Genomic DNA, 16858 nt, shown 5'->3' with positions numbered 1-16858 from the left:
TTGCGGTGACGTTGTCCGACGCGGTGCGCGGCGAACAAAAAGGCGGAAAATAAGGCTTTAGGGGGCTGAAATCAGCCAGCCCCCAGGAAGTGCGGGTTTACAACAGGATGCGCAGCATGCGGCGCAGCGGCTCGGCCGCGCCCCACAGCAGCTGGTCGCCCACGGTGAACGCCGACAGGTACTCTGGCCCCATGTTCAGCTTGCGCAGACGGCCGACCGGCGTATTCAGCGTGCCGGTCACCGCCGCCGGCGTCAGTTCGCGCATGGTCAGCTCGCGGTCGTTCGGGATCACGCGCACCCAGTCGTTGTGCGTCGCCAGCATCTGCTCGATTTCCGGCAGCGACACGTCTTTTTTCAGCTTCAGGGTGAACGCCTGGCTGTGGCAGCGCAGCGCGCCCACGCGCACGCACAGGCCATCGACCGGGATCACGCTGCCGGTGTTCAGAATCTTGTTGGTTTCCGCCTGGCCTTTCCACTCTTCGCGGCTCTGGCCGTTGTCGAGCTGCTTGTCGATCCATGGGATCAGGCTGCCGGCCAGCGGCACGCCGAAGTTATCGGTCGGCAGTTTGCCGCTGCGGGTGGCTTCGGTCACCTTGCGCTCGATATCCAGAATGGCGGAAGCCGGGTCCTGTAGCTCTTTCGCCACGTCGGCGTGCAGCATACCCATTTGGGTCAACAGTTCGCGCATGTGGCGCGCGCCGCCGCCGGAGGCCGCCTGGTAGGTGGCGACCGACGCCCACTCCACCAGATCGTTAGCGAACAGGCCGCCGAGGGACATCAGCATCAGGCTGACGGTGCAGTTGCCGCCGACGAAGGTTTTGATGCCTTTGTCCAGGCCCTGCTGGATCACCGCGTGGTTGACCGGATCCAGGATGATAATGGCGTCGTCCTGCATGCGCAGCGACGAGGCCGCGTCGATCCAGTAACCCTGCCAACCGCTGGCGCGCAGCTTAGGATAGACTTCGTTGGTATAATCGCCGCCCTGACAGGTAATAATGATATCGAGCGCGCTCAGTGCGTCGATGTCATACGCATCCTGCAGCGTGCCTTGCTGGCCGCCGAAGGCCGGCGCGGCAGAACCGTGCTGCGAGGTGGAGAAAAAGACCGGGCGAATGGCGTCGAAATCGCGCTCTTCCGTCATGCGTTGCATGAGAACCGAGCCGACCATTCCGCGCCAACCGATGAAACCAACGTTTTTCATAATATCTGTATCCCGCCCGGATAAGGGCTTATGTAGGTGATAACGAGTTGTGTGCAATATCTCCTCACCTTACAAAATGTCGGCGCGGGCGCAAAGTGAATTTATTCGATGGCTGAGGATTTCTCAGCAATCCTTCTTATAGGCAAGGACGCGGCCGAAAAGGCCGAGGCGTTTTCCCGATCACGAGGTCACCATGACAGAGATGATTTCCGCTACGGTATTGCTGTTTTTAATTATGGATCCGCTGGGCAACCTGCCGATTTTCATGTCGGTGCTCAAGCACCTGGAACCGCGCCGCCGCCGGGTGGTGCTGATCCGCGAGCTGCTGATCGCCCTGCTGCTGATGCTGATCTTCCTGTTCGCCGGCGAGAAAATTCTGGCGTTCCTCAACCTGCGTACCGAAACCGTCTCCATTTCCGGCGGCATCATCCTGTTTCTGATCGCCATCAAGATGATTTTCCCCACGCAGGAGGGGAACAGCTCCGGGCTGTCCGCCGGCGAGGAGCCGTTCCTGGTGCCGCTGGCGATCCCGCTGGTGGCCGGGCCATCGATTCTGGCGGCGCTGATGCTGCTGTCGCACCAGTATCCGCATCAGCTGCCCCATCTGGTGGCAGCGCTGTTGATCGCCTGGGGTCTCTCTGCGGCCATTTTGCTGATGTCGAACCTGTTCCTGCGCCTGCTGGGCAGCAAAGGCGTCAGCGCGCTGGAGCGGTTGATGGGGCTGATTCTGGTGATGCTGTCGACCCAGATGTTCCTGGACGGCGTGCGGGCTTACATGAAGCTGTAGGCGCCTGGCGGCGCCGACAACGGCCCGCGCTCAGCGGGCGGTAACGCGGCGAATATAGGCGAGCGTATCGGCGACCACGCCGTCCAGCGGCTGGTTGATGTCAATCGCTTGCACATCCGGCTCCTGCTCGCCCGGCTCTTCCAACGTGGCGAACTGCGAAACCAGCATCTGCGGTTTGAAGAAGTGACCTTTGCGCTGCTTCAGGCGCTCCTCGATCACCGCCTTGTCGCCTTTCAGGTAGAGGAAATGCAGGTTGCTATTCCCTTCGCGCAGGCGGTCACGATAGCTTTTTTTCAACGCCGAGCAGACCAGCAGCGACACGGGATTGGTGCGTTGCATGGCGAAGATGGCGTCGTTCAAGGCCGCCAGCCACGGGGCGCGATCGTTGTCGTCCAGCGCGTGCCCGGCAGCCATTTTGTTAATGTTGGCGCGCGGATGCAGATAATCGCCGTCCAGCATGGCGGCCTCGGCCTCGTGGGCGACAGTGCTGGCTACGGCGGATTTGCCGCTGCCGGATACGCCCATCAGGATAAATACGTGATTCTGCGGATTGCTCATTGTGTCATGCCCCTATGGGAACTGGCGCGAGCGCGCCAAATGCGTCCCAACTGATAAAGATACTCTGGAACGCCGACGCCCCGCAGGGCGCCGGATAAAGATTATACGACCGTCGCCAGCAGCAGACAGCCCACCAGGCCGCACACCGAGATGATGGTTTCCAGCACCGACCAGGATTTGATGGTTTCCATGATGCTCAGGTTGAAATACTCCTTGAACAGCCAGAAGCCCGGATCGTTGACGTGCGAGAAGATGACGCTGCCGGAGCCGACCGCAATCACCATCAGCTCAGGGCTGACGCCGGTGGTGGCGATCAGCGGCGCGACGATGCCGCCGGCGGTGATTGCCGCCACGGTGGCGGAACCCAGCGCCAGACGCAGCGCGGCGGCGATTGACCAGGCCATCAGAATCGGCGAAACGTTGCTGCCTTCCATCAGGCCGGCGATGTACTGCTCGACGCCGCTGTCCACCAGCACCTGTTTAAAGGCGCCGCCACCGCCGATGATCAACAGCATCATCGCGATGATTTTAATCGAGTCGGTGATGGTGCCCATCACTTCATCCATGGTGCGGCCACGGTTCAGGCCGAAGGTGAAGATGGCGATCAGCACGGCGATCAGGGTCGCCATCACCGGGTCGCCGAAGAACTCGGCGAAGCGCAGCAGGCTGTGGCCCTTCGGCAGCACCATTTCAGCGACCGCGCGCAGCGCCATCAAGATCACCGGCACCAGCGACGTGGCAACGCTGACGCCAAAGCTCGGCATCTCCGCGTCGGTAAAGGTTTTCGGGTTGTACAGGCCTTCCGGCACCGGCTTGTCGATGCCTTTCAGGAAACGGGCATAGACCGGACCGGCCAGGATCACCGTCGGGATCGCCAGCAGCGTGCCGTACAACAGGGTTTTACCCATGTCGGCATGGAAGATGGTGGCGATGGCGGTCGGGCCTGGGTGCGGTGGCAGGAAGCCGTGGGTCACCGACAGCGCGGCGGCCATCGGCACGCCGACGTACAGCAGCGGAATGCGTGCGGAGGCGGCGATGGTGAACACCAGCGGCAGCAACAGCACGAAGCCCACTTCGTAGAACAGCGCGAAGCCGACGGTGAAGCCGGTCAGCACCACCGCCCATTGAATGTGTTTTCTGCCGAACTTGTCGATCAGCGTGGTGGCGATGCGCTGTGCGCCGCCGCAGTCCGCCAGCAGCTTGCCGAGCATGGCGCCGAAGCCCATGATCAGCGCCAGGCTGCCCAGCGTACCGCCCACGCCGGCCTTGATGGAGCCGATGACCTTATCGACCGGCATACCCTGTGCAATCCCGACCGCCAGGGCAACCAGAACCAGAGAGATAAAGCCGTTCAGCTTGAAGCGGATCATCAGCAGCAGCAGCAGCGCTACGCCGCCTGCAACAATCACTAATGGCATAGTTTTTCTCCAACCTTTTATCGCGACTCTCTTTACGATAGGCGTAAAGCGTGCGGTTGTTTTATTTTTAGGCTCTTTCCCGGTGTTTAAGAAGAGCTGTAGGTGTTGTTGAGTCAGAGGTTCAGTCTTGCAGCAAGATGACCGCACACTCGTTGTTACCGGTATCATGATACCGGTAACAACATGAGCGCCGGAACCGGGTAAGCGGCTAAAATTCGCGTTCTGGGACAGAGATCAAACTTATGTCGGCAACGAGCGGCGGGCTTACAGGCGGGATAACCAGCGCGCCTCAGGGCGCGCTGCAAAAAGAAAGGGTGTTAAAACAGAACGTTAAAATGGCTCAGATACTGCCACCGGGGATCACGGTGAAACCGACGTCCACCATGCGTGGGCACACGGTTTCACCGCGCAGCCGGGCCAGCAAGCGCTCGGCGCCGATCTGCCCCATGCGTTCACGCGGCGTCAGCACGCTGGCCAGCTTCGGCACCATCACCTGGCCGATGTCATGGCCGTGGAAGCCGGCGATCGCCATGTCCTGCGGGATCGACAGCCCCTGCCGCTGGCACTCGAAGGCCGCGCCGATCGCCAGGTCATCGTTGGTGCAGAAGATACTGTCGATCTGCGGATAGTCGCGCTGCGCCACGCGCAGCAGTTCACCGCCGGCGGAATAGGAGGAAGATCGCGCGGTCATGATGCTGTACGGCTCCAGGCCGGATTCACGCATCGCCTGCTCATACCCCTGCTGCTTGATGATGGTACGTTCATCCTGACGGGCGCCGAAATAGACCACGTAACGGTGGCCGTGCGCGATGATCTGCTGGGTCATCTGGCGCGCCGCCTCGAAGTTGTTGAAGCCCACCGCCAGATCGATGCACGGCGAGACGCAGTCCATCAGCTCCACCACCGGAATGCCCGCCACCTCGATCATTTTCAGGGTGCGCGGCGTGTGATGGCGCTCAGACAGGATCAGGCCGTCGATATTGTAAGAAAGCAGCGAGGTCAGACGCTCTTCTTCACGCTCCGGCAGGTAGCCATAGTGCGCCAGCATGGTCTGGTAGTTGTGCGCGTCGGTCACGCTTTCGATGCCGCGCAGCACTTCGGCGAACACCTGGTTGGTCAACGACGGCAACAGCACGCCAATCGCCCGGCTGGTGGCGTTGGAGAGGATGTCCGGCGCGCGGTTGGGGATGTAGCCCAGCTCATCCAGCGCGACGGCGATTTTTTGCTGCAGGGCGACGGAAACCTGGTCGGGATTGCGCAGATAACGGCTCACCGTCATCTTGGTCACGCCCACCTTGTCCGCCACATCCTGGAGTACCGGCCGTTTTTTCTTCATTATCAATGAACTGACTAACCATGAATGGGCAGTCATTTTAGCAAAAAAAACGGCGGGCCGATATTGTCGGTTATGCGACGGCCAACGCAAAAAGGGCTCACATCGTGAGCCCTTCATACGCAGACAAAGGGGAAAAAGCGTGGTTTCTCCCCCTTTGTGACGATCAACCGAAAATCAATAAATTGATTTTCCTTGTTTTTATATGTTTTGCCGGCGTTAAGTCAGGCAACGTCGGCAGGCGAGTCACTCACCTCAAGGGCTCACACCGTGAGCCCTTGATATTTACCGCTTAATCACACCGGCGGCAGATCGAACAGCAGGATTTCGCTCTCTTCGTCGGCCTGGATCGTCAGTGCCGATTCATCCCACACCGCGAACGCGTCGCTGATGCCGGCGGTCTGGCCGTTGACCGAGACCTTGCCGCGCACCACCTGGATCCAAACGCGACGGCCGGCGGCGATCGGGCATTCCCCCTGCTCGCCTTTATTCAGCGCCCAACGCGACAGCGTCATATCCTGGAACACCTTCAGCGAGCCGTCACGCGCATCCGGCGACAGCACCAGCTGACGGCCCTGCGGCGCGTCGAACATGCGCTGCTCATAGCGTGGCTCAAGCCCGACCTGATCCGGGATGATCCAAATCTGGTACAGGTGCAACGGACGATCCTGATTGGCGTTGTACTCGGAGTGACGCACCCCGGTGCCCGCACTCATGATCTGGAATTCACCGGCCTGGATCTGCTCCTTGTTGCCCATGCTGTCCTGATGTTCCACCGTGCCGCTCAGCACGTAGGTCAGGATTTCCATGTCTTTATGCGGGTGAGTACCGAAACCCTGCCCTGCATCGATCATATCTTCGTTGATCACCCGCAGCGCCGAGAATCCCATAAAGTTCGGATCGTAGTAATCGGCAAATGAGAAGGTGTGCCAGCTATCCAGCCAGCCATGATTGGCGTGGCCGCGGTCTTCCGCTTTACGTACATAAATCATATTCAACTCTCCTCAATGTTTTTTTACAGTCTAGTCCTGCCAGCAGAATAAGAAAGCGTAAAAAACTCATGCCTCTGTTCAAAAATTTCGATGGAATGAAACAGCGGATGGGCAGCGGATTTGTTGAAGGCGGAAACGGCTGAAAAAGGGCAAAAAAAAAGCCAGCACCCGAGCTGGCTAAGTAAACACTGGAAGCAATGTGAGCAATGTCGTGCCTTCGCAGTGAGAGTATCAAGGGTTGATGCCCTCCCCGGAACGCATCGCAATAATAATCATTATCATTCGCACCTGTAAAGCGTTTTTTTTGACCCGTTGAAATAATATTGACTCAAGGCAGTAAACGGATAAATTCAGAGGTTATTCAACCGGTAAGCAAAAGGAGCAGCGACATGAGCGAGATCGTGATACGCCACGTGGAAACAACGGATGCGCAAGCCCTGCATCATCTTTATTCGCAGACGCCCGTCTACCGCGATACGCTGCAGCTCCCGCTACCGTCCGTCGAGTCCTGGCAGAAGCGACTCGCCAATCCCGAACCGGGCACGCATAACCTGGCGGCCATCATCGACGGGCAGCTTGCCGGCCAGTTGGTTGTGATGCTGAATCAGCGCGTTCGCCGCCGCCACGTCGCCACCTTCGGCATCGGCGTCGATCCGCGCTACCACGGCAAAGGCGTCGGCAGCCGCCTGATGCAGGCGATGATCGACCTGTGCGACAACTGGGCCGCCATCGAGCGCATCGAACTGACGGTGTTCACCGACAACCCGGCCGCCATCGCGCTATACCGCAAGTTCGGCTTCGAGATAGAGGGCACCAGCCGCGGCTATGCCATGCGCGATGGCGTGCTGGTCGACGCCTACCATATGGCGCGTTTGCGTTCCGGGCAGCCGCACGGCGATGCGTAATATTCCCCACCCGCAGGGGCCGCTGTGCCGGCCCCTGCATATCAACCGCCGAACCTTTTTACACGCGCTGGCCGGCCTGACCGCCGCCGTCGGCATATTCTCTCCTCTCACCCCATTAGGTGCCGCTATGCCAACTTCCGCCGCCGGGCGCCCAGGCTCCCGCAACCTGATTACCGATGTGCCCGGCCTGAAGGTCGGCGTGGCTCAGGACAGCCGGGTGCGCACCGGCGCGACGGTGATCCTGCCGGACAGCCCGGCGATTGCCGCCGTGGACGTGCGCGGCGGCGGCCCCGCCACCCGGGAAACCGACGCGCTCGGTGAGGACAATTTGGTACAGACCATCGATGCGCTGACGTTCAGCGGCGGTTCGGTTTACGGTCTGGCGGCGGCGGATGGCGTCGCAGCCTGGCTGGGGCAACAGGGTAAAGGCTACGCGCTGCGCCCAGCACCCGGCGTGCCGGTCTCCCCTATCGTGCCCACCGCCTGCCTGTACGATCTGGCCAACGGCGGCGACAAAAACTGGCAGCTCACGCCGCCGTATCGCCAGTTGGGCATCGAGGCGGTCGGCAAGGCCGGCCTGGACTTTCCGCTGGGCACCGTCGGGGCCGGCTACGGCGCCATGACCGGCATGGGCAAGCTGAAAGGCGGCCTCGGTTCGGCGTCGATCGTGACCACCAACGGCGCTACCGTCGGCGCGCTGGTGGCGGTCAACAGTTTGGGTGCGGTGGTCGCACCCGGCACCCGCGCCTTCTGGGCGACGCCTTATGAAATTAACGGTGAATTTGGCAACGGCGGCGCGGCGGCGCTGGCGCAACTGCATGCGCAGGGTGAAGACGGGATGGTGCAAGAGCCGCAGGGCGGCAGAAAGAACACCACCCTGGCCTGCATCGCCACCGACCTGGCGCTGACGCGAGTGGAGTTGAAACGGGTGGCCATCATGGCGCAAGACGGTATGGCGCGCGCTATTCGCCCGCTGCACAGCCCGTTTGACGGCGACGTGGTGTTCGCCCTGTCCACTGGGCAGCGCGAGGTACAGGGCAGCCGCGAACTGGCGGTGCTGCAAATCGGCGCGCTGGCGGCGGATACCCTCGCTCGGGCGATCGCCCGTGGCGTGCATGCCGCTACACCATGGCCAGGCAGCCAGGTCGCAACCTGGCAAACGCTCGGCGGCTAACGCGCCGCCATCAAAAAAGGGGCGCTGACAGCGCCCCTCGATCTTTATTCACCCTTACCGCTTAAATACCGGCGGTTTCCCGAATATAGCGGCGCGCTTTCACCGCATACTCGAACGGGTTGGCCAGCGCCGGATCCTGCTCGGCCTCCACCACCATCCATCCCTTGTAACCGCGCTCGTCCAGCAGCTTGAACACCGGCCTGAAGTCGATCACGCCATCACCCGGCACGGTGAAGGTGCCCTTCTTCACGCCATCGAGGAAGCTCAGCTTGTTGGCCTTCACTTCCGCCACCACCTCATCGCGCACGTCCTTCAGATGGACGTGGTTGATGCGCGGCAGATACTTCTCCAGGATCGCCATCATCGCCTGCTGGCTGCCTTCCGAATAGTAGGCGTGCCCGGTATCGAACAACAGGTAAACGTCGTCGTTGACCATGCTCATGTAGCGATCGATTTCGGCGGTAGTCTGAATGCCAGTACCCATGTGGTGGTGCAGACACACCTGCATGCCTTTGCCGGCGGCGATCTTCGCCAGCTCGTTGTAACCGTCGGCCACGCGCTGCCACTCTTCATCGCTGAAATACGGCTTCTCTTCGAACACGCCTTTGGTGGTGCCCTGAATGCTCTTGCTCTGCTCGGAGCAGCCAATCACCCTGGCGCCCATGGCATGCAGGAAATTCATGTGGTTGATAAATTCATCGATGGTTTTGTCTTTTTGGCCGTCGGCGAAAAAGGTGCTGAACCAGGCGTTGCAGATCTGAATGCCGCGAATATCCAGCATCGGTTTCAGCACCGCCGGATCGCGCGGGTATTTGCTGCCCACTTCGCTGCCGGTGAAACCGGCCAGCGCCATTTCGCTGACGCACTGCTGGAAGGTGTTTTCCTTGCCCAGATCGGGCATGTCGTCGTTGGTCCAGCCGATTGGCGCGATGGCCAATTTCACGTTGTCTTTATTCATGGTCTGCCTCGGTCCTTGGAGGGCCGCCGGTGCAAATGACGCCGGCGAGCCAAATAAGATTATTTGCCCAACAGCTCTCTTTCGATGCGCTCTCTGGTCGCCACCGCCTGGCTCGGCATCTTTTCCGGATAGCCGAACAGCGAGGTGCAGATGATCGATTCGCCGCCGGCCTTGAAGCTGCGGTTGGCAAATTCCATGTCGCGCAGCGTCTGGAACAGGGCGTCGAAATTCACCTCACCTTCGCCGATGCCGACGTGCTGATGCACCGCGGCGTCAACGCCCGGCGGATTGACGATATAACGGCAATGCTTGGTGTGATTCATGGTGTCGGCAATCAGCACGTGGGAAAGATCGTCCCCGGCGTACTGCAACATGCCGGCCACATCGCCCTGCCCCTTGTCGTAGTAGAAGGTGTGCGGCACGCTGTAGAGGTATTTGACGTGGTCGCTGCGCAGCGATTTCACCAGATCGGCGGTTTCGTTACTCAGCTCGCAGAAGTCCCACGGGTGCGACTGGATCTCCATACGGATACCTTCACGCTCGATGATCGGCAGCAGCTCCTCCATCGAGCGATACCACAGCTCCTCGCAGATCTCCGGCTCGTTGGGGTTGCCGGCCAGTTCGGTGTTGATCACCTGCACGCCCATTTCCACCGCGATCTCGATCATCCGTCGCCAGTTTTTGACCGCCGCCTGGCGGCGATCTTCGCCCGGCCCGGACCAGCGATACACCACGATAAATGAGGAGATCTCCACGCCGGTCGCTTTCAGGGCGTTTTTATACTCCGCCATGATTTCGCGGCTGGCCTTCGGATGCTTGTAAAACGGGTTGATCTGCGGGTGCGGCGACTGCTCGATGTATTTATAGCCCCAGTCCGCCACCTGCTGAACCATTTTGGTCACGCCCAAATCCCGGATAACGTCGACATCAAAAGCGATCTTCATGGTCACTCCTCTGCAATCATGGGTACGGGGTTCAAGCCGATGGCTTGTTGTAAAACGCCGGGCGCGCCGGCAGGGTCACCGGCACGATCTCACCGCTGAGCTGGGCCGCCACACAGGCGTCGGCGGTCACGGCGGCGGCGTAGCCGTCCCAGGCGGAAGGCCCGGTCAGCTGGCCCGCGGCCACGTCGTTGATGAACCCCTGCAGCTCGACGTCATAGGCGTCGATAAAGCGATCCTTCCAGTCGGTCAGGATTTCGGTCGACAGGCGGGCGCCGCTGCGCATCTGCACCGAGGACGGCTCCGGCAGTTTGGCAATGCCGGTTTCCCCCACCACTTCACACTGAATGTCGTAGCCGTACTGGCAGTTGACGAAAATTTCGACGTCGATGCGCGTGCCTTTGGCGGTTTCGAACAACACAATCTGCGGATCTTTCAGGTGCGGGAACGCCTTCGGGCTCTTGCGTGGGAACACCACCTGCACCGACACATAGTCGTCGTCGAGCAGCCAGCGCAGCACGTCGATTTCGTGGATCAGGGTATCGGTGATCGCCATATCGGTGGTGTAGGCCTCGCCGACCGTCGGGTTGCGGTGCGCGCAGTGCAACATCAGCGGTTCGCCGATCTGGCCGCTGGTCAGCACCTGTTTCAGCGCGCGATAGCCCTGGTCATAGGGGCGCATAAAGCCGACCTGCACCAACCGCTTGCCGTGCTTCGCTTCGGCATCGACGATGTTCTTGCAGCCCTGCGCGGTCACCGCCAGCGGCTTCTCGCAGAACACCGGTTTGCCGGCGGCGATGGCCGCAAGCACGAATTCTTCGTGGCTTGGCCCCCAGGAGGTGACCAGCACCGCCTGCACGTCGGCGGCCTTGATCAGATCGTGGCCGTTGTCATACACCCGCGCATCCAGCTGCAGATCGCTCACCACCTTGGCGGCGTTGTCGCGATTGATGTCGTTCACCGCCACGACGCGGGCGCCCTGCAAAACTTTGCTGCAGCGACGGATATGATCGCGGCCGATGGCGCCGGTGCCGATAACCCCAATGTTCAATGTCATTTTCGCTACCCTCTGGAAAGTGTGTTGTGTTCGAAAACGAATCAGTAATCGCGCGCCTTATCGATGTTTTCCTGCAGCTTGCGCGCCACTGCGACGATTTTCTCGCTGTCGGCCACCTGAGCGCCGCCCACGCGCCACCAGCTGAGATACTTGTGCACCATGGTCTTCGGCAGCACCTTGATGTCCAGCAGCGTGGACACGGTCTGCCTGCGGGCGTCGGCCAGCGCATCGAGCAGCTGCTGCTCGGTGGTGACGCGATAGGTTTTACAGCCGTAAGCCGCCGCCAGCATGGCGAAATCGACCGGCACCAGTTTGCCGTCGAGCTTGCCGCCCTCTGGATTGCGGAAGCGGAATTCGGTGGTGTAGCTGTCCATGCCGTGTTCCATCTGCAGGTTGTTGATGCAGCCGTTGGTCATGTTGTCGAACAGCACCACGTTGATCTTGCAGCCTTCCTGAATCGAGGTGACCAGTTCGGAATGCAGCATCATGAAGGCACCGTCACCCACCATCGCGTACACCTCACGCTGCGGCTCGGCCAGCTTGACCCCCAATGCGGCGTTCACCTCGTACCCCATGCAGGAGTAGCCGTATTCCACGTGATAACCGTGCTCGCCGCGGTTGTGCCACACCCGCTGCAGATCGCCCGGCAGGCTGCCGGCGGCGGCCACGATCACGCTGTCCGGCGGGAGCTCGCGGTTCAGCACCCCCAGCACCCGGCTTTGCGTCATCGCCGAGTCGGTCTGAGCGATAAATTCGGCGAACACCCGCTCGCGATCGAGGTGATCGTCGATCTCCGGCACAAAGCCTGCGCCGCTGTATTCCACCGCGTAAACCCGCTCGGTCTCTTCATGCTGGGCAGCGCGCGCCGCGGCGATGGCGTCGCCCCAGCCGGCGCGGTACTCGGTCTGCGTCAGCAGCGCGCCCAGTTCGCTCAGGGCCTCGCGGGCGTCCGCCAGCACCTGCACGCCGTCGAGCTTGCCGGCGTCGAAGGCGCTGACGTTGATATTGAGGAAGCTGACGTCCGGATGTTGGAACAGCCATTTGGACGAGGTGGTAAAATCGGTGTAACGGGTGCCGACGCCAATCACCAGATCGGCCTGTCGAGCCAGCGTGTTGGCCGCCAGGCAGCCGGTTTCGCCGATGCCGCCGAGGTTGAATTCATGATCGCTCGGCACCGCGCCTTTGCCGGCCTGGGTTTCGGCGAACGGAATGCCGAAGCGCTCGGCGAATTCGCGCAGCGCCCGCCCGGCCTGCGAGTACTTCACGCCGCCGCCGCACACCAGCAACGGTTTGCGTTTGGCCGTCAGCAGCGCCAAGGCGTCCGCCAACATGCCATCGGTCGCCGGGCGGCGATCGAGCCGGTGCACGCGTTTTTGGAAGAAATAGTCGGGGTAGTCGTAGGCTTCCCCCTGCACGTCCTGCGGCAGACACAGCGTCACCGCGCCGGTTTCCGCCGGATCGGTCAACACGCGCATCGCATTGATGCAGGCGCTCATCAGCTGTTCCGGTCGCACGATGCGGTCCCAGTATTTGCTCACCGCGCGGAACGCGTCGTTGGTGCTGATGCTGAGATCGTAAGACTGTTCGATTTGCTGCAGCACCGGGTCCGGCTGGCGGGAAGCGTAAACGTCGCCCGGCAGCAGCAATAAAGGAATGCGGTTGGCGGTGGCGGTGGCCGCGGCGGTGATCATATTGGCGGCGCCGGGGCCGACCGATGAAGTGCAGGCGTAGATCTGCCGGCGCAGTTTTTGTTTGGCGAAGCCGATCGCCGCATGGGCCATCCCCTGCTCGTTGCGGCCCTGATGCACCCGCAGATCGCCGCTATCCTGTTCCAGCGCTTGCCCCAGCCCCAGCACGTTGCCGTGGCCGAAAATCGCGAAAATGCCCGCGACGAATTTGGTTTCCACCCCGTCGGCCAGCAGATACTGGTTATCGAGAAATCTGACGAGCGCCTGCGCCATGGTTAGCCTGATCTTGCCCATTTACTCACCCTTTAGATTGAGGGCCGCCCCGGAAAGGGCTCGCGCCGAGCCGACAATCCCGTGTTTGTATTACGCGGCGGCAGCTATTATCTTGAGCAGGCGATGCCCGCTGCTCACGAAGTCGACAACCTGAAACGTGAAGCGATTATAAACAAATATATTTTTCATAAAATCACATTACAGAAGAAACATTTCATTTTGCGATAAAGATCGCATATTACATGAAAAGCCCGTTTCATCTCGTGATTCAGCCTTTACTGGCTTCGCGCCGCGCACCGGCCGATAACAACCGTTACCACACGGGCTGACAGCCTTTTATCCTGATCTAACCCCCTTTTCTGCGCGCGCCCGGTCGCCGTCTTATGGCCGCTTCATCGGCTTTTCCCGTTCTCCTGTCGATGTTTTAAACGCATCACATTTTCGGGGTGTAAATTTCATTCTATATTGAAATTGAAATTTTCATTCCCCATACTATCCACATGCTTCCTGCAGGGCGCCACGCTCGGGCCGCCGCCGGAGTTTTGCTTAAACAGAAGGAAACGGGTATGGCTACACAAGAAAAACAGCTTGATGTCATTTGTCTCGGGCGCATCGCCGTCGATTTCTATGCTCAGCAGATCGGCGCGCGGCTGGAAGACGCCGGCACATTCGCCAAGTACCTCGGCGGATCTTCCGGCAACGTGGCCTACGGCACCGCCATTCAGGGGTTAAAATCCGGCATGCTGGCGCGCGTCGGCGATGAACACATGGGCCGCTTTCTGCGCGAAGAGCTGCAGCGCGTCGGGGCCGATACTCGCTGCCTGATCACCGACAAACGTCGGTTAACCGGCCTGGTGATCCTCGGCATCAAGGATCAGGAAACCTTCCCGCTGATCTTCTACCGCGAAAACTGCGCGGACATGGCGCTGACGCCCGACGACATCGACGAGGCCTACATTGCTTCCGCGCGCGCGCTGGCCATCACCGGCACGCACCTGTCGCACCCGAACACCCGCGCCGCGGTGCTGAAGGCGCTGGAATACGCGCGCCGCCACGGCCTGCGCACCGCGCTGGACATCGATTACCGCCCGGTGCTGTGGGGGTTGACGTCGCTGGGCGACGGCGAAACCCGCTTTGTGGAATCGGATCAGGTCACGCGCGAGCTGCAAGAGGTGCTGCACCATTTCGATCTGATCGTCGGCACCGAAGAGGAATTTCATATCGCCGGCGGCAGCACCGACACGCTGACGGCGCTGAAAAACGTGCGCCGGGCCACGGCGGCCACGCTGGTGTGCAAGCGCGGCGCGCAGGGCTGTTCGGTGTTCGAAGATGACATCGCCGACGACTGGGAACAGGTGAAGCTGCACGCTGGTGTGCGAGTGGAGGTGCTGAACGTGCTGGGAGCCGGCGACGCCTTTATGTCCGGCCTGCTGCGAGGCTACCTGAACGATGAGGGCTGGGATCAGGCCTGCCGCTACGCCAACGCCTGCGGCGCATTGGTGGTCTCGCGTCACGGCTGCGCCCCGGCCATGCCGACCAAACGGGAGCTGGATGACTATCTGCAGCGTGAACAACAGGTCACGCGCCCGGACCGCGACGCACGCCTGAATCACCTGCACCGGGTCACCACCCGCAAGCAACAGTGGCCGGAATTGTGCGTATTCGCCTTCGATCACCGCAAGCAGCTGGCGGACATGGCGCGCGAAGCCGGCGTCAGCGAGGAACGCATTCCGCGCCTGAAAACCCTGCTGTTAACGGCGGCGCAACAGGCTGCCGCGCAGGCCGGCCTCAACGGCAACAGCGGCATTCTGGCCGACACCACCTACGGGCAGGCGGCGCTGAACGAAATCACCGGTCAGGGATGGTGGATTGGCCGGCCGGTGGAGCTGCCCAGCTCGCGCCCGCTGCGCCTGGAGCACGGCAACATCGGTTCGCAATTGATCGACTGGCCGCAGGAGCACGTGGTGAAGTGCCTGGTGTTTTATCATCCGCACGACGCGGCAGAACTGCGCCGCGAACAGGATGAGCTGATCGCCGACGTCTACCGCGGCTGCTGCAAATCCGGCCATGAGCTGCTGCTGGAAGTGATCCTGCCGGACGGCAACGCCGACAAGGACGAGCGCTATTACCTGGAGATGATTGAACACTTCTACCGGTTGGGCATTCAGCCGGACTGGTGGAAACTGCCGCCGCTGAGCGCGGAAAACTGGCAGCAGGTCGGCGCGCTGATCGACGCCTACGATCCCGACTGCCACGGCGTGCTGATCCTGGGGCTCGATTCCCCAGAGGCGGTGCTGAAGGCGGGCTTTGCCGCCGCCGCAGATGCGCGCTGGGTGAAAGGTTTCGCCGTCGGCCGCACTATTTTCGGCCAACCTTCGCGCCGCTGGCTGCAGGGGGAAATCGACGACGCGGCCCTGATCGAGCAGGTGAAACAAAAATACCTGACGCTGATCGGTTTCTGGCGCCAGTACCGTCCACAGGCGGGCGGCACGCACTGACAGCGAGAGCAGGTTCACGTCCCCTTAAGGCCATTTCGCCGCTTTAAGGGGATTTTTTTGCCCATTTTCTGTGAAGTCGCGCAATGTGCGATCGAATAAATCGCTTTTTGAGGAAATGAAATTTCCGCTCCGTCTGTTAAAATACCCTGTCAATATTTCAGGCGTCAGGCCAATGCGCCTTCACCCCACTGCGAGCCGAATGGATGAACAACCCAACTCAACTTTCGCTGTTACAGGACGAGATCCGCCACCGTTATGAAACGCTGAGCAAGCGTTTGAAGCAGGTGGCGCGCTATATTTTGGATAACAGTAACAGCATCGCTTTCGATACCGTTGCCTCCATCGCCGCACAGGCCAGCGTGCCGCCTTCCACCCTGATCCGTTTCGCCAACGCCTTCGGTTTCAGCGGCTTCAACGAAATGAAGCAGGTGTTCCGTCAGCATCTGATGGAAGAGACGGTGAACTATACCGAGCGCGCGCGCCTGTTCCGCCAAACCTCCACCGACGACAACGTCGCGCCAGAGAAGCCGGCGGAGATTCTCAACGTATTCACCATGGTCAACGCGCAGGCGCTGCAGCAGCTGGCGATGCAGATCGCTCCCGAGCAGCTGGATCGCGCCGTCGAGCTGCTCAACAACGCTGAAAACATCTACGTGATCGGCCTGCGCCGCTCGTTCAGCGTCGCTTCCTACCTCACCTATGCGCTGCGCCATCTGGAGCGCCGCGCGTTTCTGATCGACGGCCTGGGCGGGATGTTCACCGAACAGCTGAGCATGGTGAAACCGAAGGACGTGGTGATCGCCATCAGCTATTCGCCATACGCCCGCGAGGCGGTGGAACTGGTGGAATTGGGCGCCAAGCGCGGCGCGCAGCAGATCGCCATCACCGACAGCCAGGTCAGCCCGCTGGCCGCCTTCAGCGACGTCTGTTTCGTGGTGCGCGAAGCGCAGGTGGACGGGTTCCGCTCGCAGGTGGCTTCGATGTGCCTGGCGCAGACGCTGGCGGTCTCGCTGGCGCTGAATAACGCCCGGGACGAGTAAGGCTGACAAAAAAGCCCGGCAAGCCGGGCCTCAGG

At 61.0% G+C, this 16858-nt stretch carries 14 protein-coding genes; 5 read left to right on the top strand and 9 right to left on the bottom strand.

The annotated features are described in order from the left end of the window. Positions 1–97 precede the first annotated feature (97 nt). A complete protein-coding gene (gene asd, locus ACJ8HA_RS21400) occupies positions 98–1201 on the bottom strand; it encodes an aspartate-semialdehyde dehydrogenase (RefSeq protein ID WP_016930397.1) in 1104 nt (367 codons plus the stop codon). A gap of 193 nt (positions 1202–1394) precedes the next feature. Between asd and ACJ8HA_RS21395 the strand changes: the two genes are divergently transcribed. Next, the gene (locus ACJ8HA_RS21395) at positions 1395–1988 is read left to right on the top strand and encodes a YhgN family NAAT transporter (protein ID WP_004930825.1); all 594 of its coding nucleotides are present in this window, start codon (positions 1395–1397) and stop codon (positions 1986–1988) included. Positions 1989–2018: 30 nt separating this feature from the next. Here the strand turns inward: ACJ8HA_RS21395 and gntK are convergent, their stop codons facing one another. The 4 genes from gntK to ACJ8HA_RS21375 all read right to left on the bottom strand — a co-directional run bounded on the left by gntK (position 2019) and on the right by ACJ8HA_RS21375 (position 6289). Further along, entirely contained in the window at positions 2019–2546 is a 528-nt protein-coding gene (gene gntK / locus ACJ8HA_RS21390; RefSeq protein ID WP_016930399.1) for a gluconokinase, read from the bottom strand. A gap of 101 nt (positions 2547–2647) precedes the next feature. Beyond that, entirely contained in the window at positions 2648–3964 is a 1317-nt protein-coding gene (gene gntT / locus ACJ8HA_RS21385; protein ID WP_016930400.1) for a gluconate transporter, read from the bottom strand. A gap of 340 nt (positions 3965–4304) precedes the next feature. Continuing rightward, positions 4305–5300 (bottom strand): gluconate operon transcriptional repressor GntR, encoded by a 996-nt coding sequence (gntR, locus tag ACJ8HA_RS21380; protein WP_049294955.1) that lies wholly within the window; start codon positions 5298–5300, stop codon positions 4305–4307. 293 nt (positions 5301–5593) lie between these two features. Then, positions 5594–6289 (bottom strand): pirin family protein, encoded by a 696-nt coding sequence (locus tag ACJ8HA_RS21375; RefSeq protein WP_025304570.1) that lies wholly within the window; start codon positions 6287–6289, stop codon positions 5594–5596. A 389-nt stretch (positions 6290–6678) separates the two neighbouring features. On the opposite strand from ACJ8HA_RS21375, the gene ACJ8HA_RS21370 reads away from it, so the two are divergent. Together ACJ8HA_RS21370 and ACJ8HA_RS21365 are read left to right on the top strand one after the other, a co-directional pair. Then, on the top strand, positions 6679–7194 hold the full coding sequence (locus ACJ8HA_RS21370; protein ID WP_025304571.1) for a GNAT family N-acetyltransferase: 516 nt from the start codon (positions 6679–6681) through the stop codon (positions 7192–7194). Continuing rightward, positions 7187–8368 carry a P1 family peptidase gene (locus ACJ8HA_RS21365; RefSeq protein ID WP_099817016.1) on the top strand — a complete coding sequence of 394 codons (1182 nt, stop codon included), beginning with the start codon at positions 7187–7189 and terminating at the stop codon, positions 8366–8368. The genes ACJ8HA_RS21370 and ACJ8HA_RS21365 overlap by 8 nt, the downstream gene beginning before the upstream one ends. Positions 8369–8429: 61 nt before the next feature. Here the strand turns inward: ACJ8HA_RS21365 and iolE are convergent, their stop codons facing one another. From iolE to iolD, 4 genes are read right to left on the bottom strand one after another with little or no spacing between them, the layout of a single operon-like run. After that, positions 8430–9326, bottom strand: coding sequence for a myo-inosose-2 dehydratase (gene iolE, locus ACJ8HA_RS21360; protein WP_019455194.1), 897 nt, complete (start codon positions 9324–9326; stop codon positions 8430–8432). Positions 9327–9385: 59 nt separating this feature from the next. Next, positions 9386–10270 (bottom strand): sugar phosphate isomerase/epimerase family protein, encoded by an 885-nt coding sequence (locus ACJ8HA_RS21355; protein WP_049205585.1) that lies wholly within the window; start codon positions 10268–10270, stop codon positions 9386–9388. 31 nt (positions 10271–10301) lie between these two features. Then, the gene (locus ACJ8HA_RS21350) at positions 10302–11324 is read right to left on the bottom strand and encodes a Gfo/Idh/MocA family protein (RefSeq protein ID WP_025304575.1); all 1023 of its coding nucleotides are present in this window, start codon (positions 11322–11324) and stop codon (positions 10302–10304) included. A gap of 41 nt (positions 11325–11365) precedes the next feature. Continuing rightward, positions 11366–13306, bottom strand: coding sequence for a 3D-(3,5/4)-trihydroxycyclohexane-1,2-dione acylhydrolase (decyclizing) (gene iolD, locus ACJ8HA_RS21345; protein WP_025304576.1), 1941 nt, complete (start codon positions 13304–13306; stop codon positions 11366–11368). Positions 13307–13851: 545 nt separating this feature from the next. On the opposite strand from iolD, the gene ACJ8HA_RS21340 reads away from it, so the two are divergent. Then, on the top strand, positions 13852–15783 hold the full coding sequence (locus ACJ8HA_RS21340; RefSeq protein WP_442515505.1) for a bifunctional 5-dehydro-2-deoxygluconokinase/5-dehydro-2-deoxyphosphogluconate aldolase: 1932 nt from the start codon (positions 13852–13854) through the stop codon (positions 15781–15783). A 203-nt stretch (positions 15784–15986) separates the two neighbouring features. Then, entirely contained in the window at positions 15987–16823 is an 837-nt protein-coding gene (locus ACJ8HA_RS21335; RefSeq protein ID WP_004930856.1) for a MurR/RpiR family transcriptional regulator, read from the top strand. Positions 16824–16858 lie beyond the last annotated feature (35 nt).

This window comes from Serratia sp. CY33802, from assembly GCF_052169095.1.
In the GTDB taxonomy this organism is placed as follows: domain Bacteria; phylum Pseudomonadota; class Gammaproteobacteria; order Enterobacterales; family Enterobacteriaceae; genus Serratia; species Serratia bockelmannii.
Note: the sequence above shows the minus strand (reverse complement) of the source record. Positions and strands in the feature narration are given on the sequence as shown.

Excerpts from the sequence above, each read along its gene's own strand:
- gntT (WP_016930400.1), bottom strand. The coding sequence starts at position 3,964 with ATGCCATTAGTGATTGTTGCAGGCGGCGTAGCGCTGCTGCTGCTGCTG.
- asd (WP_016930397.1), bottom strand. The coding sequence starts at position 1,201 with ATGAAAAACGTTGGTTTCATCGGTTGGCGCGGAATGGTCGGCTCGGTT.
- ACJ8HA_RS21355 (WP_049205585.1), bottom strand. The coding sequence starts at position 10,270 with ATGAAGATCGCTTTTGATGTCGACGTTATCCGGGATTTGGGCGTGACC.
- ACJ8HA_RS21365 (WP_099817016.1), top strand. The coding sequence starts at position 7,187 with ATGCGTAATATTCCCCACCCGCAGGGGCCGCTGTGCCGGCCCCTGCAT.
- ACJ8HA_RS21375 (WP_025304570.1), bottom strand. The coding sequence starts at position 6,289 with ATGATTTATGTACGTAAAGCGGAAGACCGCGGCCACGCCAATCATGGC.
- ACJ8HA_RS21335 (WP_004930856.1), top strand. The coding sequence starts at position 15,987 with ATGAACAACCCAACTCAACTTTCGCTGTTACAGGACGAGATCCGCCAC.
- iolE (WP_019455194.1), bottom strand. The coding sequence starts at position 9,326 with ATGAATAAAGACAACGTGAAATTGGCCATCGCGCCAATCGGCTGGACC.
- gntK (WP_016930399.1), bottom strand. The coding sequence starts at position 2,546 with ATGAGCAATCCGCAGAATCACGTATTTATCCTGATGGGCGTATCCGGC.
- ACJ8HA_RS21340 (WP_442515505.1), top strand. The coding sequence starts at position 13,852 with ATGGCTACACAAGAAAAACAGCTTGATGTCATTTGTCTCGGGCGCATC.
- ACJ8HA_RS21370 (WP_025304571.1), top strand. The coding sequence starts at position 6,679 with ATGAGCGAGATCGTGATACGCCACGTGGAAACAACGGATGCGCAAGCC.
- gntR (WP_049294955.1), bottom strand. The coding sequence starts at position 5,300 with ATGAAGAAAAAACGGCCGGTACTCCAGGATGTGGCGGACAAGGTGGGC.
- iolD (WP_025304576.1), bottom strand. The coding sequence starts at position 13,306 with ATGGGCAAGATCAGGCTAACCATGGCGCAGGCGCTCGTCAGATTTCTC.
- ACJ8HA_RS21350 (WP_025304575.1), bottom strand. The coding sequence starts at position 11,324 with ATGACATTGAACATTGGGGTTATCGGCACCGGCGCCATCGGCCGCGAT.
- ACJ8HA_RS21395 (WP_004930825.1), top strand. The coding sequence starts at position 1,395 with ATGACAGAGATGATTTCCGCTACGGTATTGCTGTTTTTAATTATGGAT.